General features: G+C 60.8%; 18 protein-coding genes and 1 tRNA gene. 3 read left to right on the top strand and 16 right to left on the bottom strand.

The window, feature by feature from the left end:
- Positions 1-303 (bottom strand): type II toxin-antitoxin system HigB family toxin, encoded by a 303-nt coding sequence (locus AC1Q6D_RS14280; protein WP_103405104.1) that lies wholly within the window; start codon positions 301-303, stop codon positions 1-3.
- A gap of 278 nt (positions 304-581) precedes the next feature.
- A complete protein-coding gene (gene ggt / locus AC1Q6D_RS14275) occupies positions 582-2,414 on the bottom strand; it encodes a gamma-glutamyltransferase (protein WP_103405105.1) in 1,833 nt (610 codons plus the stop codon).
- A gap of 165 nt (positions 2,415-2,579) precedes the next feature.
- Here ggt and AC1Q6D_RS14270 point away from each other — a divergent pair, with 165 nt between their 5' ends.
- The gene (locus AC1Q6D_RS14270; RefSeq protein ID WP_103405106.1) at positions 2,580-3,689 is read left to right on the top strand and encodes a DUF2817 domain-containing protein; all 1,110 of its coding nucleotides are present in this window, start codon (positions 2,580-2,582) and stop codon (positions 3,687-3,689) included.
- 157 nt (positions 3,690-3,846) lie between these two features.
- Here AC1Q6D_RS14270 and AC1Q6D_RS14265 read toward each other — a convergent pair.
- Both AC1Q6D_RS14265 and AC1Q6D_RS14260 read right to left on the bottom strand, forming a co-directional pair.
- A tRNA-Met gene (locus AC1Q6D_RS14265) sits at positions 3,847-3,923 on the bottom strand.
- Between the two features lie 116 nt (positions 3,924-4,039).
- Positions 4,040-6,097, bottom strand: coding sequence for a methyl-accepting chemotaxis protein (locus tag AC1Q6D_RS14260; RefSeq protein ID WP_103405107.1), 2,058 nt, complete (start codon positions 6,095-6,097; stop codon positions 4,040-4,042).
- A gap of 332 nt (positions 6,098-6,429) precedes the next feature.
- Between AC1Q6D_RS14260 and AC1Q6D_RS14255 the strand changes: the two genes are divergently transcribed.
- A complete protein-coding gene (locus AC1Q6D_RS14255; RefSeq protein ID WP_103405108.1) occupies positions 6,430-7,647 on the top strand; it encodes an MFS transporter in 1,218 nt (405 codons plus the stop codon).
- A 115-nt stretch (positions 7,648-7,762) separates the two neighbouring features.
- On the opposite strand, the gene AC1Q6D_RS14250 is transcribed toward AC1Q6D_RS14255, so the two are convergent.
- The 8 genes from AC1Q6D_RS14250 to AC1Q6D_RS14215 form a co-directional block, all read right to left on the bottom strand.
- The gene (locus AC1Q6D_RS14250) at positions 7,763-9,034 is read right to left on the bottom strand and encodes an OprD family porin (RefSeq protein ID WP_047533200.1); all 1,272 of its coding nucleotides are present in this window, start codon (positions 9,032-9,034) and stop codon (positions 7,763-7,765) included.
- A 74-nt stretch (positions 9,035-9,108) separates the two neighbouring features.
- Entirely contained in the window at positions 9,109-10,314 is a 1,206-nt protein-coding gene (gene mhpT, locus AC1Q6D_RS14245) for a 3-(3-hydroxy-phenyl)propionate transporter MhpT (protein ID WP_103405109.1), read from the bottom strand.
- 86 nt (positions 10,315-10,400) lie between these two features.
- Positions 10,401-11,420 (bottom strand): 4-hydroxy-2-oxovalerate aldolase, encoded by a 1,020-nt coding sequence (dmpG, locus tag AC1Q6D_RS14240; protein ID WP_103405110.1) that lies wholly within the window; start codon positions 11,418-11,420, stop codon positions 10,401-10,403.
- 10 nt (positions 11,421-11,430) lie between these two features.
- On the bottom strand, positions 11,431-12,366 hold the full coding sequence (locus AC1Q6D_RS14235) for an acetaldehyde dehydrogenase (acetylating) (protein WP_178083141.1): 936 nt from the start codon (positions 12,364-12,366) through the stop codon (positions 11,431-11,433).
- Between the two features lie 32 nt (positions 12,367-12,398).
- Positions 12,399-13,205 carry a 2-keto-4-pentenoate hydratase gene (gene mhpD / locus AC1Q6D_RS14230; RefSeq protein WP_103405111.1) on the bottom strand — a complete coding sequence of 269 codons (807 nt, stop codon included), beginning with the start codon at positions 13,203-13,205 and terminating at the stop codon, positions 12,399-12,401.
- Positions 13,206-13,219: 14 nt separating this feature from the next.
- Positions 13,220-14,083 (bottom strand): alpha/beta fold hydrolase, encoded by an 864-nt coding sequence (locus tag AC1Q6D_RS14225; protein WP_103405112.1) that lies wholly within the window; start codon positions 14,081-14,083, stop codon positions 13,220-13,222.
- A 17-nt stretch (positions 14,084-14,100) separates the two neighbouring features.
- Positions 14,101-15,054, bottom strand: coding sequence for a 3-carboxyethylcatechol 2,3-dioxygenase (gene mhpB / locus AC1Q6D_RS14220; protein ID WP_103405113.1), 954 nt, complete (start codon positions 15,052-15,054; stop codon positions 14,101-14,103).
- 1 nt (position 15,055) lies between these two features.
- The gene (locus AC1Q6D_RS14215) at positions 15,056-16,714 is read right to left on the bottom strand and encodes a bifunctional 3-(3-hydroxy-phenyl)propionate/3-hydroxycinnamic acid hydroxylase (RefSeq protein ID WP_103405114.1); all 1,659 of its coding nucleotides are present in this window, start codon (positions 16,712-16,714) and stop codon (positions 15,056-15,058) included.
- A gap of 132 nt (positions 16,715-16,846) precedes the next feature.
- Between AC1Q6D_RS14215 and AC1Q6D_RS14210 the strand changes: the two genes are divergently transcribed.
- Positions 16,847-17,623 (top strand): DNA-binding transcriptional regulator, encoded by a 777-nt coding sequence (locus tag AC1Q6D_RS14210; protein WP_047533187.1) that lies wholly within the window; start codon positions 16,847-16,849, stop codon positions 17,621-17,623.
- A 130-nt stretch (positions 17,624-17,753) separates the two neighbouring features.
- Here AC1Q6D_RS14210 and ychF read toward each other — a convergent pair whose 3' ends face one another.
- The 4 genes from ychF to AC1Q6D_RS14190 all read right to left on the bottom strand — a co-directional run bounded on the left by ychF (position 17,754) and on the right by AC1Q6D_RS14190 (position 21,315).
- Complete coding sequence (gene ychF, locus AC1Q6D_RS14205; RefSeq protein WP_047533184.1) at positions 17,754-18,854, bottom strand: redox-regulated ATPase YchF; 1,101 nt, start codon at positions 18,852-18,854, stop codon at positions 17,754-17,756.
- A gap of 22 nt (positions 18,855-18,876) precedes the next feature.
- Positions 18,877-19,461: an aminoacyl-tRNA hydrolase gene (pth, locus tag AC1Q6D_RS14200; protein ID WP_047533182.1), complete on the bottom strand. Its 585-nt coding sequence runs from the start codon at positions 19,459-19,461 to the stop codon at positions 18,877-18,879.
- 168 nt (positions 19,462-19,629) lie between these two features.
- Positions 19,630-20,232, bottom strand: coding sequence for a 50S ribosomal protein L25/general stress protein Ctc (locus AC1Q6D_RS14195; protein ID WP_047533180.1), 603 nt, complete (start codon positions 20,230-20,232; stop codon positions 19,630-19,632).
- A 141-nt stretch (positions 20,233-20,373) separates the two neighbouring features.
- Positions 20,374-21,315 (bottom strand): ribose-phosphate pyrophosphokinase, encoded by a 942-nt coding sequence (locus AC1Q6D_RS14190; RefSeq protein ID WP_003171603.1) that lies wholly within the window; start codon positions 21,313-21,315, stop codon positions 20,374-20,376.
- Between the last annotated feature and the right edge of the window lie 15 nt (positions 21,316-21,330).

The following is a 21,330-nucleotide window of genomic DNA, read 5'->3' as shown; positions in this document are numbered from 1 at the left end:
TTACTCCATCTCGACGGTGTCAGCGTCGATTGCGTCGTATTGTTTGTGAGTGCCGACAAATTTTATGTACACGGCCCCAAAGCGATAGGCCACTGCGACGATCAGCCGAAAGTCGTTGCCCTTGATGTTGAATACCACTCGGCGGCTTTTGAGAATGCTGGCGGTCGCGAAGTGCATCTTTATGTCTGAAGGTGTTCTCCAGTCGGAGTTTCTTGCCTCATCAATCCAGGCCAGGAAGGATTGTTCCGATTCGGGGTATTTCTTCCAGAATCTTTTTAGCTGACTGATGGCGATGATTCTCATGGCATGATCCTAGTCCCGTGGTGGGACTCGTGCAAGTCTCAGAAAGTGCAACCGATGTATGGCGAGCAGGGCTGATTTGACTTCGATGCTCGAGTCATTCTCAAAACTGGCGCAACGAGCGAGTCGATGATGGGCAGTTGAAAGTGCTCTCAGTTAACTCTACTGAAGTAGCAATCGCTTGCGGGTAGGAACTGGCTGAGTTGAAAAGCGATCAGGAGCTGATGTTTATAAAAAAGGGCCTATCCCTCGGTAAGCCCTTTCTCACATAGCCGCAAGACTCAATCCCCCAGCGCTTCTCCCTCACGCCGAGGGTCGGCGCCACCGGTCAGCGATACTTTGCCCTGTGCATCCCTGGCTCGAACAATCGCCTGGGTGCCGCTGGTCATGTCGATTTCATTCACCTCGTGCCCTTTGGCTTTCAACGCCTGAATCAACGCCGGGCTGAACTGCCCGCGTTCCAGCTCGGTGGGGCCATTGCGGCTGCCGAAGTTGGGCAGGTTGATGGCTTGCTGCGCATCGAGGTTCCAGTCGAGCAGGCCGAGGGTGGACTTGGCAACGTATTCGATGATTTGCGAACCACCGGGTGAGCCGATGGTGGCGAGGAATTCACCGCTCTGGCGGTCGAAGATCAAGGTCGGGGCCATGGACGAACGTGGGCGCTTGCCGGGTTCGACACGGTTGGCGACTTTTTGTCCGTTCTCTTCGGGGATGAACGAGAAGTCTGTCATCTCATTGTTGAGCAGGAATCCTTGAACCATCAGATGCGAACCAAAGGCAGACTCGATGGTGGTGGTCATGGACACCGCGCCGCCTTCGTCGTCGACGGCGACCACCTGAGAGGTGGAGATGCGCAACGGCGAGCGGTCCGGCGCGTAAGCAACCTGAATGCCTGGAGGCGTGCCCGGTTCAGCCGTGCCCATGCTGCGCTCACCGATCAGGGCGGCGCGGCTGGCCAGGTAACTCGGGTCTACCAGGCCCTTGACCGGAACCGGCACGAAGTCCGTATCCGCCACGTACTGCGCGCGATCGGCATAGGCCAGGCGCTCGGCTTCGGAAATCAGGTGCACGGCTTGCGGGTCGGGTTCTATCCCCGCAGGCGCGTTGGTTTTTACCGGTTTCAACGGCGCCAGGGCGTAGTGTTTGTCGCGTGCCTCCAAGGCTTGCAGCGTACCGAGGATCTGCGCCACGGCGATGCCGCCCGACGACGGTGGCGGCATGCCGCAGACCTGCCAGCGCTGATAGTCGGTGCACAGTGGCGCGCGCTCCTTGGCGGTATAGTCCTTGAGGTCGTTCAGTGACAGGCTGCCGGGGTTGGCGTGGCCCTGAACCTTTCTCACGATCTCCTGCGCGACGACACCCCGGTACAGCGCATCCGGCCCTTCGTTGGCGATGCGTTGCAGTACGGCGGCCAATGCCGGGTTTTTCAGGCGGGTGCCAATGGCTTTCGGGCTGCCATCGGCATTCAGGAAGTAGGCCACCATGTCGGGCGAACTGCGCAGCGACGAATCCGACGCGATCAACTGGTGCAGGCGTGGCGAAATGGCGAAACCTTGCTCCGCCAGTTTGATCGCCGGTTCGAACAGCTGCGCCCAAGGCAGGCGGCCATGTTTTTTGTGGGCCAGTTCAAGGGCGCGCAGTACGCCTGGCGTCCCCACCGAACGACCACCAATCTGCGCCCGGGTGAAAGGCATGGGAGTACCATCGGCTTGCAGGAAAAGCCTTTCCGTGGCGCCGGCCGGTGCCGTTTCTCGTCCGTCATAAGTGCGCACGTTTTTGCCGTCCCACAGCATGATCAACGCGCCACCGCCGATGCCGGAAGATTGCGGCTCGACCAGCGTCAATACCGCTTGCATTGCAATCGCTGCATCGATGGCCGAACCGCCACGACGCAGCATTTCCCGCCCGGCAGCGGCCGCCAGCGGGTTGGCGGCTGCTGCCATGTGCCTGGAGGCGTGCCGGGCTTGCAGGTCGGTGCGATAACCGGACGCGCTTTCCGGCGCGACGGGCAGCGTCGAGACCGATGGCGCGTTGCAGGCGGTCAGGGCTAAAGCCGCAGTGATCAGCGACAACGCTGACAGGCGCATGCGCCTCAAGTGGAAGGCTGAGAACACGCGGGGCACTCCGTCCGTGGGATAAAGGGTTGGTGGACTTTATCGGCCACCACCCGGTGACGCAAACGTGTCCCACGGCCAGGACGCTTTTATCCTTCATCATTGGATGGATTTTCTGTAGGGTCGATGCCACCACGCAGGCCAGAAGATCAACAAGAGGCAGACATGCAGACCGAGTTCCCGCCCCAGCCAAGCTACCGCTCCCAGCGTGAACAATTCCTCGCGGCGGCCACCACGGCCGGGGCGACGCTGACCGAGTATCCACACCCGCTCACAGGCCCCTTCGGTGAGGCCTTGAGCACCGATGTGGCGGTCCTCGGCGATCCCGGCGCCAAGCGTCTGCTGATCGCGCTTAGCGGCACCCATGGGGTCGAAGGCTTCTATGGTTCGGGGTGTCAGATCAAGTGGCTGCAGGAGCTCGGCAAGCGTTCGCTGCCGGCCGATGTCGCCGTGGTGATGATCCATCTGATCAACCCCTGGGGGACGGCGTGGCTGCGCCGGGTCAACGAAGACAACATCGACCTGAACCGCAATCACCTGAACTTCGAACGCCCGCTGCCGGATAACCAGGCGTATGAGGGGTTGCACGAAATCTACGCCTGCACCCAGTTGCAAGGTCCCGAGCGTGAGCGCACGGACGCCTTGCTGGATGCGCAGATTCGCGAACACGGCTGGCCGGCGGTCATGTCGATTGTCGAAGGCGGGCAGCATGCGCATCCCGATGGGTTGTTCTATGGCGGGCTGGCGCCGAGCTGGTCGAATCGCACCTTGCACCAGATCATCCAGAAGCATGTCGCCCATGCCGATGTCGCCATGTGTTTCGACTTGCACACCGGTGCCGGCGAATACGGTCATCCGATGCTGCTGACGATTACCGAAGCAGCCTATCCGGCGCTGGCCGATGCGCAGGCGCTTTATGGTCCGTGGCTCTACACCTTGCACACCGGTGCCGACACCTTGAGTGAAACCGGTGTGGCGGCGACCGCGACCGGCTATACCTCGCAGGCATTGATCAATGCCCTGCCGCAGGTGCGGTTGATGCCATTCGTCATTGAGTGCGGAACGTATCCGGGGGCGCAGGTGCATCGTCATCTGCGCGATGACCACTGGCTTCATCTGCACGGCAATCCCGCCGACGCGGTGGGGCGGCAGATCAAATTGAATCTGCTGGAACAGTTCTATCCGGCCGACAACGACTGGCAGGCGATGGTCTGGCTGCGCACCTGGCAGATATGGGAGCGGGCGTTGTCGGCGTTGGCGACGGTTCGAGTCTGAGGCCGCTGTTTTATGTAGGAGCGAGCCTGCTCGCGATGAATCCAAAGACGCTGCGGGGTATCAGGCTCGCCGCGTCATCGTTGACGACCATCGCGAGCAGGCATAAAAAGCAGGCATAAAAAAACGGCTTACCTTGCGGTAAGCCGTTTTTAGTACTTGGTGGCTACACAGGGACTTGAACCCCGGACCCCAGCATTATGAATGCTATGCTCTAACCAACTGAGCTATGTAGCCAAGTGGCGCGCATTATTCACCGGTAACGGGGATGCGTCAAGCATAAATCTAAAATATTTCTCTACGCTTTCAACCGCTTATCCTCCTGACCCGAAAAAACGGGTCAGGGGAGGGCATCATTTGAGCTGAAATCTGCCGGTATTGGCGCTCAAAGCCTTGCTGCCCTGGCTCAAGGTGTCTGCCGCAAGGTTCACGGCCCGAGCGCCTTCGAGCAAGCGGACCGCCGCCTGATCGACTTGCTGGATGTTGCCGCTGACCTCATCGGCGGTGCTCGCTTGCTCATCGACCGCCGTGGCGATCTGCGCCAGGGTGTCGGTGACACCCTGTACGGCGCTGGCAATTTCCCCCAATCGTTCGCCGAGGCGGGTGACGGCTTGCGCATCGGTCTGAGCTTGCCCGCAAGCCGCTTCCATGAGGCTGACGGCTTCGTTCACGGTGCTGCGCAAGCTGTCGACGGTGCCGGCGATCTGCGCGGTCGAAGACTGGGTGCGTTGCGACAGGCTGCGCACTTCATCGGCCACCACGGCAAAACCGCGGCCCTGTTCACCGGCGCGAGCCGCTTCGATGGCGGCATTGAGCGCCAGCAGGTTGGTCTGTTCGGCGACGCCGCGAATGGTATCGACCACCAGTTGAATCTGTTGCCCCTGCTCACTGACCCGCCCCAGCGCCGCCGCCGTGTCATTCAGGCGTTGATTGAGTTGTTGGATGCTGGCCGTCGTGCGCTGGCTGTCACGGCTGCTGTCGGCGGCGATACGCTGGGTTTGCTGAGCACTGCCGGACGCTCGTTCGCAGCTGTCGGAGACCCCTTGGGAGGTCGCGGCCAGTTGTGTCGCCGCCGCCGCAATCTGGCTGATTTGCAATTGCTGGGTTTCGACCTCGCCCAAGGCGTCGGCGGAGTGATGATTGAGGGTTTGCACCGCGTTGCTCAGTTGCAGGGTTTCGTGATCGACCCCCAGCAGGCTGGCGCGCAATTGCACCACCGCAACGTTGAGGGCGGTACTGATGGCTGCCAGTTCGTCGCGGCCGTGCACTGGCACCTGCAAGCTCAGGTTGCCATCGCGCAAGGCCTCGGCCAGCAAGGTGATACCGCTGGCGCTACGGCGGATCGACGCCTGCAAACAGATGAACAGGTACAGCGCGGCCAGCAGCAGGCAGCCCAGTATGCTCGCCGCCACAATGAACTGGCGTATGGCCGAACCCTGGTAGTCATCCAGGCGCTGATCCAGTGAAACCAAGGATTGCTGGCGCAACGCGGCGAGGTCGGAAAGCAGCGCATCGAGGCTGCGTTCGAAGTCTTCGGGCTTGAGGGTGATGCTGCCGCCGAACACACCGTCGTCCAGAACTTTCAGGCCGGCGTCGAGGTGCTTGAGGCTGTCATGGTATTGCCCGGCCCAGGCTTGCAGGGCGCTGGGCAACCGCGCTTCAAGCAAGCCTGCCGTTTTGACCAGTTGCTCCCGGGCGTCGCCGATGCGGCTGCGCAAGTCGCGCAGTTGCAGGCGACTTTGCAGCGTGAATTGCCCGGACACCACCGAGGCCTGACCGACACTGGCCAGGCGACCGACGCGTTCGATCAGGTCGGGCGCGTGCTGGGTGGAGATCTGCGTCAGCAGGTAGGTTTCCAGCCAGGGGGCCAGCGTCAGGCGATTATCCATGGCGATCTGTTCGCGCAAGGCTTGCAGGGCACTCAAGGCGTTGGTGAAGCGATCGTAGCCGTCCGGCCACCAACCGACGCTGCTCAGGCTCTTGGAGTCCAGGCCGTTGAGGGCATTTTGCAGTGCTTGAAAACGGGTCAGGGTTTCGCCTTCCGCGCCCTCCTTTTGCAGGGCGCTGCTCAGGTCTGAGGTGGCTTGGGCGACAGCAGGCTGGACCGCGTCGAATGCGGCCATGGCGCTGAGGGTTGCCGGCGTTGGCTGGCGATTGGTTTCGGTGGCGCGCCAGCGAGCGGCACGGTCACGCTGGGCTTCCAGCAGGTTATCGAGCGCATCGAGGGCGAGTAACTGGCGAACCCCGGCCCGTTCGCCGGAGATCAGGTTCAGTTTGTCTCGGTAGTCCAGACCAATCATCCATAGACTGCCGGCCAGCGGCAGGATAAACAGCAGAAACAACAGCTGAAATTTGCGTGCGAAGCCAAAGCGCCCCAGCAGCCTGATCCCCGGTGATAAAAAAGCCTGCATGCCCCATGACTCCTTCGGACACCACGCGCCATCGGCGTGTATCGAGGTCGTTGCGACCGCGACCTGTGTCCCCGTAAACGGCCTCGAAAGTTCACCTTTGCCGGCTGTGTAAGCCAACGCTGTGGTGAAACTTCCCATTCTCGGTCCCCTTTGTAAGGGGCCGCGTTGAAGCGCAAGAGCGAGGCAAGATTCAGACCATGGCGTTGGGCTATCACCGTCTTTCCGATGAATATTAAAGTCGTTAGCAGGCTAAGGGGATGGCGCTGTCGCACTGAAAAATGGCACATTGACGAACCTGCCTGTGCGCACTTACTTGTTGTCCGGAAATTCTCATGGCTATCAGCAATGTTCAGTCCGCCGCTGCATCGGCGCCTGCTCCTTCACAAAGCAGTCCTCTGGTCATGCGAATCATCGGCGCAGTCGCGCTGGCGCACCTGATCAATGACCTGATCCAGTCGGTATTGCCGTCGATTTATCCAATGCTCAAGGCCAATTACGGCCTGACGTTCACCCAGGTCGGCTTGATCACCCTGACGTTTCAACTGACCGCTTCGCTATTGCAGCCGTGGGTCGGTTATCACACCGATCGCCATCCCAAGCCATGGCTCTTGCCCGCCGGCACTGTGTGCACGCTGGTCGGAATTCTGATGATGTCGGTGGTCGGCAGCTTTCCGTTGATTCTGCTGGCGGCGGGGCTGATCGGTATCGGCTCCTCGACCTTTCACCCGGAGGCTTCACGCGTGGCGCGACTGGCCTCGGGCGGGCGTTTTGGGCTGGCGCAATCGACCTTTCAGGTCGGCGGCAACGCAGGCTCGGCCTTCGGTCCCTTGCTGGCGGCAGCGATCATCATTCCCTATGGCCAGGGGCATGTGGCCTGGTTCGGTCTGTTCGCCGTGTTTGCGCTGTTCGTGCTCTACCGGATCAGCCGCTGGTACGCCAATCACTTGAGTCTGTTCAAGCTCAAACAGGGTCAGGCCGCGACGCATGGCTTGTCCAGGAGCAGGGTAATCAGCGCGTTGGTGGTGCTGGGGCTGCTGGTGTTCTCCAAGTATTTCTACATGGCCAGTTTCACCAGTTACTTCACCTTCTACCTGATCGAAAAATTCGACCTGTCGGTGGCCAGTTCGCAACTGCACCTGTTCCTGTTCCTCGGTGCGGTCGCGGCGGGGACCTTCTTCGGTGGGCCGATCGGCGACAAGATCGGGCGCAAGGCGGTGATCTGGTTTTCGATCCTGGGTGTCGCGCCGTTCACCCTGGTTTTGCCGCACGTCGATCTGTTCTGGACCAGCATTCTCAGCGTGGTCATCGGTTTCATTCTGGCTTCGGCGTTCTCGGCCATCGTGGTGTACGCCCAGGAACTGGTCCCGGGTAATGTCGGGATGATTGCCGGGGTGTTCTTCGGTCTGATGTTCGGGTTTGGTGGTATTGGTGCGGCATTACTGGGCCATCTAGCGGATATTCGCGGTATCGAATACGTGTATTGGCTGTGTTCGTTCCTGCCGCTATTGGGTGTCCTGGCGATTTTTTTGCCGCGAACCAAAAAGGCCTGACGCCCGATGCACTGCATCGGGCGTTGTGTATTTCAAGGGCCGTTGCGTTGCGCTCGACAGGCCGCACTCGCCAGGGTGGCGACGTTCAACACACGTCTACTCGCTGGACGGGAGCTCACCATAGCTTCCATGTGTAATCGACGTTTACCCGTAGCTCATTGTCATCCCTGTGACTGGCCCGCGCGGCGAAATCATTGCGGTACCACGCGTTGCGCACGCGCAGAGCCAGGCCTTTGAGGGGTGTGCCCTGCAGCACGTAGTTGACCTCGATATCCTTCTCACTCTCTTTCAGATTGGAGCCTCCCAGCTTGGGCAGCTCGATATTGTCGCCACTCACATAGCGCAGCATACCGTTGAGCCCGGGCAAGCCAATGGCTATGAAGTTGTAGTCATAGCGCACCTGCCAGCTGCGCTCCTTGGGGTTAAGAAACTCGGAGCTCAGCGTGCCTTCGGTGATGACTAACGGCTCGGTGCCGAACAGGTAGGGCATTGCGGTCTTGCCGGTCAGTTGCATGTAGCCGGCACCGAATTTGTGGGCACCCAAGGCATAGGTCAGCATCAGTGCCGCATTGCGGTTGTCCACGGGGCCCGCCTTGGCCGCGCCGTCCTCGCCAGTGACGAACAGGCGGAAGTCGCTTTTCAGGCTGCCGGGGCCGATCGGACGATTGTCGACGAAGCCGAAGAAGTCCTTGCGGTAAAGGTCAGCCAGTTCGGCGTGGTAGTACTTCAGCGTCAGTTGCGGCGACCAGGCATAGTCGCCGCCGAGGAAGGTAAAGCGGTCGGATTCGGCGGCGCCATTGAAGCGGCCGTTAGGCGAGGCTACCGACATTTTCTGGTAGTTGGTGGAATCGCGCAGGTTGATGCGATCGAGCCAGCCGGCATGCAGGGTCAGGTTGTCGATTTCCTGGGACTTGAGGTACGTGCCTCGGAAGGTCTGCGGCAGCAAGCGGGTAGGGCTGGCAAAGGCGATAGGCAGAAACGTGCTGATGGTCCCCAGTTGCAACTCACTCTTCGACGCCCGGGCCTTGGCAGTCAGGCCCAGCTCCGAATATTCGCTGGCCGGCTCGCGGGTGGTGGGGTCGTACGGCAGCAGGCCGGTCCCGGTACGGTCAGGCGACGAGTCCAGGCGCACCCCCAGCAATCCCTGGGCGTCCAGGCCGAAGCCGACAGGCCCTTCGGTATAACCCGACCGCATGTTGAGAATGAAGCCCTGCGCCCACTCGCGAGCAGCCGCCTGAGGCGTGGCGTTGATGTAATTGCGATCGAAGTAATAGTTGCGCATCACCAGATCGGCATGGCTGTCGTCGACAAAACCGGCGGCGCAAGCCTGGCCAATGGACAAAACGCAGGTGCAGGCGCTGAAGGCCCGAAGAAAATTCCTGAGCATGGCAGTGTTCACTTTTATTGTTGTAGGGATAACGCCCCGCGCCATCGAGGCACGGGGGGAAGAGAGCGGATGAGTCAGTCAGCGGGGGAGCGGTTGCGGCGTACTGACAGGTAAAACACCGCCAGCGCCGCCATGACGATGCCCGGTGCCGAGGCCATCATCACGCCGGTGGTGCCAGTGCCCAGTGCCAGCATTTTGCCGGCCACCAGCGGGCCGCTCATCGCGCCCAGCCGGCCGATGGCGACGGCGCTGCCGACACCCGTGGCGCGAATTGACGGACGATAGAAATGCGGTGCCAAGGCATACAGCACACATTGCCCGCCCGTGGCGAAGAAACCGGCGACGAAGCCGGCCACCAGCATGCTTTGCAATTGACTGACCATGCCCAGGGCGGTCAGGGACGCGAGAATGCCGAGGTAAATCAACGCCGACAATGCCCAGGCCGGCAGACGATCCATGACCCAGCCCAGCAACAACGTACCTGCCGCCGCGCCAAATTGCAGCGCCAGCATCACCCAGCTTGCTTGAGCCCCGCTGAAGCCCTGGCCGATCAACAGGCTCGGCAGCCAGTTGATCAGGATGTAAACCACCATGAGCGTAAAGAAGTAGCTGACCCAGATCATCACGGTCGGCAATGCCGCGCCGTTGCGGAACAGGCCGCTGACCACGCCGATCGGAGCAGCGTCGCGGACGCTGCGAAACGCCGCTGATTCCGGCAGATAAAGTCCCAGCAGTGGCACGATCAGCAACGGCACGACGCCGCCGACGTAGAACACCACTTGCCAGCCACCGGCCAGTTGGGCAATGCCAATGCTTGCAGCCAGCGCTGCGCCCAGGGGCACGCCGCAATACATCAGGCTCACGGCCGTGCCACGCAGGCGCGGGCCAGCCACTTCACTGCTCAGCGCGATCAGGTTAGGCAATGCGGCGCCCAGGCCGACGCCCGTGAGGCAGCGGGCAACCAGCAGGCTGTTGAAGTCCCAGGCCATGGTCGTGACCAGCGAGAACAGTCCGAACAGGGCGACCGACGCCATCAACACGCGTTTACGGCCAATGCGATCGGCCAGCAAACCGCCGAGAAAGGCACCGGGCAGCAGGCCGAAAATGCCCGCGCTGAAGACCCAGCCCATGTGTAATTTATCCAGTTGGAAAGCCGCCGCCATACCTTGGGCGGCGATCCCCGAGGCCTGCAGGTCCAGGCCTTCCATCAGGGCAACGAGGAAACACAGACCGATGGTCCGTGCCATGTATAACGGTGTCAGCACGTTAAGCGATGTCATGGGAAATACCCGTTTTATTGTTGTAATGGGCAAAGCAAGCCCTTCCGGCCGCTGCGTGGGCGGCCAGTCGGGGGGGGATGCAGGGTTCAGCGCTTGAGCAGATCCAGCGCCACGTCGACGATCATGTCTTCCTGGCCACCGACCATCCGGCGCTTGCCCAGCTCGACGAGGATGTCGAGGGTCTTGAGGCCGTACTTCGCTGCGGCGATTTCGGCGTGGCGCAGGAAGCTCGAATAGACCCCGGCATAACCCAGGGCCAGGGTTTCGCGGTCGACCCGCACCGGCCGATCCTGCAATGGGCGCACGATGTCGTCCGCAGCGTCCATCAGCGTGTACAGGTCGGTGCCGTGGTTCCAGCCCAGGCGCTCGGCGGCGGCGATGAACACTTCCAGCGGCGCGTTACCGGCGCCGGCGCCCATGCCGGCGAGGCTGGCGTCGATGCGGTCGCAGCCTTCCTCGACGGCCGTGATCGAGTTGGCCACGCCGAGCGACAGGTTGTGGTGGGCGTGCATGCCGGTTTCGGTTTCCGGTTTGAGCACGGCTTTAAAGGCACGGAATCGATCACGGATGTCCTGCATGTTCATCGCGCCGCCCGAGTCGGCCATGTACACGCAGGTCGCGCCGTAGCTTTCCATCAGCTTCGCCTGGGCGGCGAGCTGCTCGGCCGGGATCATGTGGCTCATCATCAGGAAACCGACGGTGTCCATGCCCAGCTCGCGGGCGTATTCGATGTGCTGTTTCGACACGTCGGCTTCGGTGCAATGGGTGGCGATGCGCACCACCCGGGCGCCGGCGTTGTAGGCCGCCTTCAGGTCATGCACCGTGCCGATGCCGGGCAGCAGCAACGTCGTGATTTTCGCGTGACGGATCACATCGGCCGCCGCTTCGATCCATTCCAGATCGGTGTGCGCGGCGAAGCCATAGTTGAAGCTCGACCCTTGCAGGCCATCGCCGTGGGCGACTTCGATCGAGTCGACTTTCGCCTTGTCCAGGGCGCGCGCAATGTCCTGCACGTTTTGCAGGGAATACTGATGACGCACCGCATGGCTGCCGTCGCGCAGGGTCACGTCGGAGATGTAGAGTTTTTTGCCGGGATTAAAAGTCATGTCGCTCTCCTCAGGCCTGTTGCATCGACTGCGCCATGCGCTCGGCGGTGGCCAAGGCTGCGGAGGTCATGATGTCGAGGTTACCGGCGTAGGCCGGCAGGTAATGGGCGGCGCCTTCGACTTCGAGGAACACCGAGGTCTTCAGGCCGGAGAATTTTCCGAGGCCGGGGATGTTCAACGGTGCGCCGTCGGGAATCACGTCGAACTGCACTTTTTGCTTGAGGCGATAGCCCGGCACGTAGGCCTGCACGGCGGCCGCCATTTCGACGATGGAGGCTTCGACCAGTGCCTGATCCGCCGCTTCGGACAACACGAACACCGTGTCGCGCATGATCAGCGGCGGCTCGGCGGGGTTCATCACGATGATCGCCTTGCCCTTGGCCGCGCCGCCGATCACCTCGATGGCCTTGGAGGTGGTCTCGGTGAATTCGTCGATGTTGGCGCGGGTGCCGGGGCCGGCGGATTTGCTGGCAATCGAGGCGACGATTTCGGCGTAGTGCACCTTGGCCACCCGCGACACCGCCGCGACCATCGGGATGGTCGCCTGGCCGCCGCAGGTGACCATGTTGACGTTGAGCTGATCCAGATTCTGCTCCAGGTTGACCACCGGCACGCAGTACGGGCCGATGGCGGCGGGCGTCAGGTCGATCAGGCGAATGCCGGGGTTGATCGAACGCAGGAACGCATCGTTCTTCACGTGGGCGCCGGCCGAGGTGGCATCGAAGACGAAGTCGATGTCCTTGAACACGTCCATGCGGGTCAGGCCTTCGACGCCTTCGTGGGTGGTGGCCACGCCCATGCGCTGGGCGCGGGCCAAACCGTCGGAGGCCGGGTCGATGCCGACCATCACCGCCATTTCCAGGTGCCTGGCGTTACGCAGGATCTTGATCATCAGGTCGGTGCCGATGTTGCCGGAACCGATGATGGCGACTTTGAGTTTGTTCATTATTGTTGCCTCATGTGCACGCAAGTCGCCGATCACTCGGCGCGACTGTCTACCGAGAAATTCACACCGACCCGGCCGATGCCTTCGATCTCGGCCTCGAACCGATCACCGGCGGCTACCGCGACCATCGGCCCCAGCGCACCGGTGAGAATGATGTCGCCCGCCCGCAGCGGATCGCCCAGGCGAGCCATGGTGCAGGCCAGCCAGACGGCCGCATTGAGCGGATGGCCGAGGCATTCGGCACCGCTGCCGCTGGACACGTCTTCACCATTGCGGGTCATGCGCATGCTGGCCTGGCGCAGGTCGAGCCCATCGATACGTCGAGCCGGCCCACCCAGGACGAAGCAGCCGCTGGAGGCGTTGTCAGCCACGGTATCGACGAAGCGGATGTTCCAGCCCTGGACCCGACTGCCGACGATTTCCAGCGCCGGGACGACCCAGCCGGTGGCCGCCATCACGTCGGCAAAGGTGGTATCGGCGCGGGGCAGATCGCGTTCGAGGATCAGGGCAATTTCAGCCTCGATCTTTGGTTGCAGCACGCGGCCCACTGGCACGGTTTCATTGTCGCCGTAGCACATGTCAGCGAAGAGCGTACCGAAGTCTGGCTGGCCCACGCCCAGCTGGGCCTGGACCTTGGGATTGGTCAGGCCGATCTTGCGGCCAACCACGCGGCGCCCGTTGGCCATGCCGTGGTCGACGTTGAGGCGCTGGATGGCATACGCGGCTTCGGCGTTGTCTTCACCGATCTGCTCGCGCAGCGGCCCGATGGCTTCGCCGTGGGCTTCGGCCTGGCGCAGATCAGCGGCGAGTTGTTGCAGTGTGTGTTGAGTCAGATTCATTTCAGCCTCGATGATCAGTGGGTCAGGAAGTCCAGGACCATACGGTTGAACTTCTCGGCGTGTTCCCACTGCGCCCAGTGGCCGCAACGGTTGAACACATGCAACTGCGCCTTGGGCAGGCCGGCCAGCAGGCGCAAGCCAGTGTCCATGGGCACGAAGCGGTCCTCGCGGCCCCAGACAAGCAGGGTGTCGGCGCTGATTTCGTGCAGGCGATGGCTGAAATCCGGAAATTGCTTGGGGTTGATCGTGCTGCTCTTGACGAAGTTTTCCAGGTGATCGCGGCGCGACAGAATGTTGTCCAGGCGGGTCTGGAACAGTTCGTCGGTCAGGCCGCTGGCATCGAAAACGAAGACGTTCATCATCTTCTTCAAGTTCTCGATGGTCGGATCGCGGTACAGCGCGCCGATCAGTTTGATGCCTTCGGTGGGCTGGGGAACGAAGGCGCTCGGGCCGCCGGTGCCGCCGCCCATCAGGATCAGTTTGCCGATCCGCTCAGGGTATTCCAGGGCGAAGGCCACGGTGCTGTGGGCGCCCATCGAGTTGCCGATGATGTGCACGCGGTCCAGGTCCAGCACATCGAGCAGGCCCTTGAGCGCTTGTGCATTGAGGTTCGAGCGCGAGCCTTCACTGACGATCGTGTCGCTTTTGCTCCAGCCCGGGCAGTCCATCAGGATCACGCGCAAACCGGCATTCACCAGCGGCTCGATATTGCGATTGAAGTTGGCCCAGCCGCTGGCGCCCGGCCCGGAGCCGTGCAGCATGACCACGGTTTCGGCACCTTCGCCAAGGTCGTTGTAGTGCAGTTGCAGGTCCAGGTCGCCTTCCTTGATACGGGCAAAGCGGCTGGTGGAAGCTTCACTGAATGCAGTGGCTGTCATGGCAGTGTTCCTTGAATTCATGAGTGATTGTTCAGCGGCTGTGCGCCAAGGGCACCGAAGCCTGCAATCCACTCGGGAATCGGGCGGTAGTAGCGGCCTTCGGTCTGATAGGGGCCGAAAGCACTGAGGGCGCAGAAGGCGGCGACCCAGGTTTTCACTTCGTGGGTCGACTTGCCGGCCAGCGCCGACAATTCGTCATTGCTCAGGCTGTCGAGGTCGCTCATACGGCCCTGTTCGAGGGTGTCGAGAAACTGCTGATCCCACGTCGGGTTCAGGGGGTGCAGGCTGTGCGGGTCTTCGACGAAGTCTCGGGCGGCTTGAATGACCCGGTTCTGGCGTGCCTGTCGTTCATCGGCGGGTAGCTGACGCCCGCTGCCCATCAGACGGTCAGCCATACGCGCATCGACCTTGGCCAGTTCCGGTACCGGTGGCTGATGGGACAGGCCGCCGGAGGCCAGAAACAGCACACGCTTATTCAACGACTTCGCCCATTGGCCAATCGCCTCACCCAGCATTCGGGCGCGATTGAAGCCAGGCAGGGGCACGGCGACGGAGTTGATAAACACCGGAATCACCGGACAGCCCTGCAAGCCGCCGAGCAACAGTTCCAGCGGCTGCGCGAACGCATGGTCGACCTGCATGCGATACGACACCGCGGCGTCGACACCGGCATCCAGCACGGCCTTGGCGCAGGATTCAGCCAGCGCTTTAGGCACGTCCAGTGGGCCGGCGGCGGTGTCGAAATCACCGATGGCGTCGGCCGCCATACCGATGCAAAAGGCCGGCATCACGTCGTAGAAAAAGCCGTTGTAATGGTCCGGTCCGAACAACACCACCAACTGCGGGTCGAAGCGGGCGATGCGTTCGCGAGCATCGCTGATCACGGCATCGACTTCGGCCAACACGTGCGGTTCAGGATCGACGTAGCCCACCAATGGCGTGTGAGACAAACAATGCAGATAGGCACTCATCTCAAGCGACCTTGCTGACAACAGCGTTCGCAGCGGTTTGTGGCAGGACTTTGAGCGCTCGGGCCAATTCATCGCAGGCCTGGCCAACGGTTTGGGGGATGGCCACTCCGGCGACGAAGCGGTCGGGGCGTACCAGGGCGATGGACGAATTGCCGCGAGCGAACCACTCTCTCAACCGGCCGCTGCTGTCACCCACGCGGATCACGTCGTCGCCGGCATCGCTCGGAGCTCTGAGCTGGACGTCCGGCAACACTTGAATAAAGCGCGTGCCCAGGTTTTTCCATTGCGTAATTTGCGCTGCCGTCAGGCCCCAGGTCGGATCGCAGCCCCAGGCGATAATCGCAAAGTTTTCGCCGATCACTTCATCCAGCAACACCGTGGTGCCGGCGTCGGTCAACACCTGCGGTTGAATGAACATCTTGCCTGTTGGCGAGCCCTTTTCACTCGGCACGATCAAGGCGCCCCGGGTGTATTGCGGCATTGGTTTGAAGCGCATTTCCAGGAAGTAGCGTTTGACCGGCGGCACGTAATTGAGCAGCCAGGACACACCATCGCGCAGGGTGCCTTGCCAGCGTTTCGGCGGCGCCAGCACATGGCCGGCGAGCACCGAAAGGTCGATCATCGCCTTGGCATGGTCGCGGCGTTCCTGTTCGTAGCTGTCGAGCAGGCTGTCGGCGGCCAGGCCCTTGATCACCAGCGACAGTTTCCACGCCAGGTTGGACGCGTCGCGCATGCCGCTGTTGTAACCCTGGCCTTGCCATACCGGCATGATGTGCGCGGCATCGCCGGCCAGCAGCACCCGGCCCTGACGGAACCGACCGGCCAGACGAGCGTTATGGGTATAGACGCGGCTGCGGATCAGTTCGATGTTGTCCGGGTTCGGCAGCACCTTGCCCAGTAGCTTGCGCATGTTTTCCGGTTTGCTCAGCTCGGCTTCGGTTTCGCCGGGCATGACCATGAACTCGAAACGACGCACGCCATGGGGCAGGGCGGCGGAAACGTAAGGGCGCACCGGGTCGCAGCACAGATAAACGTGGGGTGTGCTCAACGGGTCATTGGCAATGTCGACGACGATCCATTGATTCGGCGCGGTCTTGCCTTCGAAGCTGATGTCCAGGCTGCGCCGCACCAGGCTGTTGCCGCCGTCGCAACCGATCAGGTAACGGGCATTCAGGCGTTCGTTGCGGCCGTTCTGATCCGTGAGGTTGAGCACCACCGCGCTGTCGCTTTGCTCAAAACTGCTGAGCTCACGGCTGAACAGTACCTTGACGTTGTTGAAACGCTGCAGGCCGTCGAACAGTACCCGGTCGGCCAAGGGTTGAATGAACGCGTTGCGCCGAGACCAGCCGAACTCGTCGGTTTTAGGTTGAATATCGGCAAAGCAGCGACCCTTGGGCGTCAGGAAGCGCATGGCGTGCCAGGGCGTGGTATGCGGCAGCACCTTGTCGGCCAGACTGACGGACTGGAAAGAACGCAGGCTTTCATCGTCCAGGCCGATGGCACGGGGGTAGTCGATCAGGCTGTCGAGCTTTTCCACCAATGTGACGTTCACGCCACATTGCCCCAGGTAATTGGCAATCATCAGGCCGACAGGGCCGGCGCCGACGATGGCAACGTCGGTGCTCAGCTCCACCGTGGAAGGAGTGGGTGCAAGACTCATGGGTATCTCCGTACAGCGCTTTTGGATTTCTTGTTGGGCGCAGTATGGAAATCAGGTAGCTGGTGGACAACGAAAACCCTTGCTAGTGTGCACCAGGTGCACAGCCTTGATTGATAGAAAAATGGAGCCTCCATGAGCGAAACAGAATACAAGGCCGTTCGTGGGCTAATGCGCGGTTTGGCCCTGATCAATGGCTTGAATCGTTTCGATGGCGGGGCCACTACGGCGCAGTTGGCCGAGCAAAGCGGGCTACATCGCACCACGGTTCGTCGATTGCTGGAGACCTTGCAAACCGAGGGTTACGTGCGACGCAGTGAGTCGGATGACAGCTATCGCCTGACGTTGAAAGTCCGCGAGCTGAGCGAGGGATTTCGCGATGAACAATGGATTTCTTCGATTGCCGCACCGCTGCTTGGCGAACTGCTGCAACAAGTCGTCTGGCCAACCGACCTGTGCACGCTGGACGGCGACGCCATGGTGATTCGCGAGACCACTCATCGATTCAGTCGCCTGTCATTTCACCGCTCCATGGTCGGTCGGCGCTTACCGTTGCTCATGACGGCCACTGGGCGTGCGTACTTTGCGTTCTGCCCCCCGGCAGAGCGCGAAGAGCTGATTGAGTTGATGATCAGCCGCGAAGATGAGCAGTCGGCGCTGGCGGCGGATCGTGGCTTTGTCGACCGGTTGGTGGAGCACACTCTCGGCAAGGGCTATGGCGAAAACAATTCCCACTGGGGCCAGGAACGCAAAATTGCTGCCATCGCGATTCCGGTTGAGCACGAGGAGCGGGTGATGGGTTGCCTGAATCTGGTTTATATCGCCAAGGCGATGTCGGTTGAGGAAGCCGCCCGCCGGTATCTGCCGGCGATGCAAGGCGTGGTGCAAAAAATCAGGGCTCAATTGGCGTAGTGTGGGTGGCACTCTGCGTGCTCTGCGGTGCTGCTCGATTCAGCCCTTACAAGACGCAAAAATCCCCGTATCAGCGAGTGATTACGGGGATTTTTCGTCTATCGAGTTCCGTGGATATCCACGGCACCCATTACACGTTGAAGCGGAAGTGCATCACGTCGCCGTCCTTGACGATGTAGTCCTTGCCTTCCAGGCGCCATTTACCAGCTTCCTTGGCACCGGCCTCACCCTTGTACTGGATGAAGTCGTTGTAGGCGATGACTTCGGCACGGATGAAGCCTTTTTCGAAGTCGGTGTGGATCACGCCAGCCGCTTGCGGAGCGGTGGCACCGACGCGGACGGTCCAGGCGCGGACTTCTTCGACACCGGCGGTGAAGTAGGTCTGCAGGTGCAGCATCTCGTAGCCAGCGCGGATCACGCGGTTCAGGCCTGGCTCTTCGAGGCCCAGGGCTTCGAGGAACATGTCTTTCTCTTCACCGTCTTCAAGTTCGGCGATTTCCGCTTCGATCTTGTTGCAGACCGGTACAACCATGGCGCCTTCTTCTTCGGCAATGGCTTTCACCACGTCCAGGTGCGGGTTGTTTTCGAAACCGTCTTCAGCAACGTTGGCGATGTACATGACCGGCTTGGTGGTCAGCAGGTGGAAACCCTTGATGACCGCCTTTTCGTCGGTGCTCATGTTCTTCATCAGGCTGCGCGCAGGCTTGCCCAGGGTGAAGTGAGCGATCAATTGCTCCAGCAGGCCTTTCTGGACCACAGCGTCCTTGTCACCACCCTTGGCGTTGCGCGCGACTTTCTGCAGTTGCTTCTCGCAGCTGTCGAGGTCGGCGAAGATCAGTTCCAGGTCGATGATTTCGATGTCGCGTTTCGGGTCGACGCTGTTGGAGACGTGAATCACGTTCTCGTCTTCGAAGCAGCGGACCACGTGGGCGATGGCATCGGTTTCGCGGATGTTGGCCAGGAATTTGTTGCCCAGGCCTTCACCTTTCGACGCACCAGCCACCAGGCCGGCGATGTCGACGAATTCCATGGTGGTCGGCAGGATGCGCTTCGGATTGACGATCGCGGCCAGGGCTTCCAGGCGCGGGTCAGGCATCGGCACGATACCGCTGTTGGGCTCGATGGTGCAGAAGGGGAAGTTCTCGGCCGCGATACCGGATTTGGTCAGGGCGTTGAACAGGGTGGACTTGCCGACGTTAGGCAGGCCGACGATGCCGCAATTGAATCCCATGGTGTTTCCCCTCGGATAAGAGTCAGGCCTTCTGGCTGTGCAGGTTTTTCATCGCGCGGTTCCATTCACCGGCGAGGATATCCGGCAGCACGCCGAGGGCAAAGTCGATGCTGGCATCGAGTTTTTCCTGTTCGGCGCGTGGCGCACGACCCAGGACGAAATTTGAAACCATACTGGCAACGCCCGGGTGGCCAATGCCAAGCCGCAAGCGGTGAAAGGTATTCTGATTGCCCAGTTGCGCGATGATGTCGCGCAACCCGTTGTGACCGCCATGGCCGCCGCCCTGTTTGAGCTTGGCGACGCCCGGAGGCAGGTCGAGTTCGTCGTGCGCCACCAGGATCTCTTCGGGCTTGATGCGGAAGAATCCGGCGAGTGCCGCTACGGCCTGGCCGCTGCGGTTCATGTAGGTGGTGGGGATCAGCAGACGAACATCCTGACCCTGGTGCGTATAGCGCCCGGTCAGGCCGAAATATTTGCGATCGGCCACAAGGTTTACGCCTTGTGCGTTCGCGATGCGCTCAACAAAAAGGGCCCCTGCGTTATGCCGGGTCTGTTCGTATTCTGCGCCTGGATTTCCCAAGCCAACGATCAGTTTAATGGCAGTCACGATAGGGGCCCTTCCTAGGAGTGGTGGATAACATCGCCGCAAGTGGAGAACGCGGCGAAAGTGGACGAAAGTTGCTCATTTACCATTATGTAAACTCCGCGTTCTCGCCCGCTTTCTCGCTACGTTCCAGTCCGCGATGTTTCCGTCACTCCGGCGAACAGAGTGAAATTACTCTGCTGCGCCTTCTTCGGTAGCTTCTGGAGCAACACGTGGAGCGTGAACGTTGGCAACAGCCAGGTCGTTACCGTGAGCCAGAGCAACGAACTCAACGCCTTTAGGAGCGCTGATGTCGGACAGGTGAATGATCGAGCCGACTTCGGCGTTAGCCAGGTCAACTTCGATGAATTCAGGCAGGTCTTTCGGCAGGCAGGACACTTCGATTTCAGCAACAACGTGCGAAATCTCGCCGCCTTTCTTCACCGGGGCAGCTTCGTTGATGAAGTGCACTGGAACGACAGCAGTCAGCTTCTGGCCGGCTACTACGCGTACGAAGTCAGCGTGCATCACGTGGCCTTTGGCCGGGTGACGCTGCAGAGCCTTGATGATTACGTTTTGCTTGGTGCCACCAACGTTCAGCTCGATGATGTGGCTGTAAGCCGCTTCGTTTTCGAGCAGTTTGGCAACTTCTTTAGCCAGCATGCTGATGGATTCAGGGGCTTTTTCGCCACCGTAAACTACAGCTGGAACCAGGCTTGCGAGACGACGCAGGCGGCGGCTCGCACCTTTCCCCAGGTCGGAACGCACTTCAGCATTCAGAGTAAAATCGTTCATGTTGTATCTCCAAAATAACCACATTCGCCCCAGCGTTTGCGACCAGCGCTAAAGGCGATATGGGCAAAAAAGCCCCGCCCCGACAGGAATGCCGGGGCGGGGCGCTTTTCGTCAACGAGATGTTCGAGAAGGGCAGGGCCCTTAGCGGAACATCGCGCTGATCGATTCTTCATTGCTGATGCGGCGTACCGCCTCGGCAACTACCGGTGCGATATCCAGTTGACGGATACGCGCACAGGCTTGTGCTGCAGCGGACAGCGGAATGGTGTTGGTCACCACCAGCTCGTCCAGCACGGAATTTTCAATGTTTTCGATCGCCCGACCCGACAGCACAGGGTGCGTGCAGTAGGCGAAAACCTTGGCAGCGCCATGCTCTTTCAGGGCCTTGGCCGCGTGGCACAGGGTGCCGGCGGTATCGACCATGTCATCGACCAGAATACAGGTGCGCCCTTCGACATCACCGATGATATGCATCACTTCAGAGTGATTGGCTTTCTCACGGCGTTTGTCGATGATCCCGAGATCCACGCCCAGGGATTTGGCAACGGCACGTGCACGCACGACGCCACCAATGTCCGGGGACACGATCATCAGGTTTTCGAAGCGCTGATCTTCAATGTCATCCACCAGAACCGGGGAGCCGTAGATGTTATCTACCGGAATATCGAAGAAACCCTGGATTTGGTCAGCATGCAGATCAACCGTGAGAACACGGTCGATGCCGACTACGGTAAGCATGTCAGCGACGACTTTCGCGCTGATAGCCACACGTGCGGAACGCGGACGGCGATCCTGACGGGCATAACCAAAGTAAGGAATAACAGCAGTGATACGAGTAGCTGAGGAGCGGCGGAAGGCATCAGCCATCACTACCAGTTCCATCAGGTTATCGTTGGTCGGAGCGCAAGTCGGCTGAATAATGAAGACGTCTTTACCGCGGACGTTTTCATTGATCTCGGCTGTAATTTCGCCGTCGGAAAACTTACCGACAGAGATGTCACCGAGAGGGATATGCAGCTGACGTACGACACGCCGAGCCAGATCGGGGTTAGCGTTCCCCGTAAAGACCATCATCTTGGACACGCGCAGTACCTGAAG

This window comes from Pseudomonas sp. MT92 (assembly GCF_058792515.1).
This window is presented reverse-complemented; position numbering and strand designations above follow the sequence as displayed.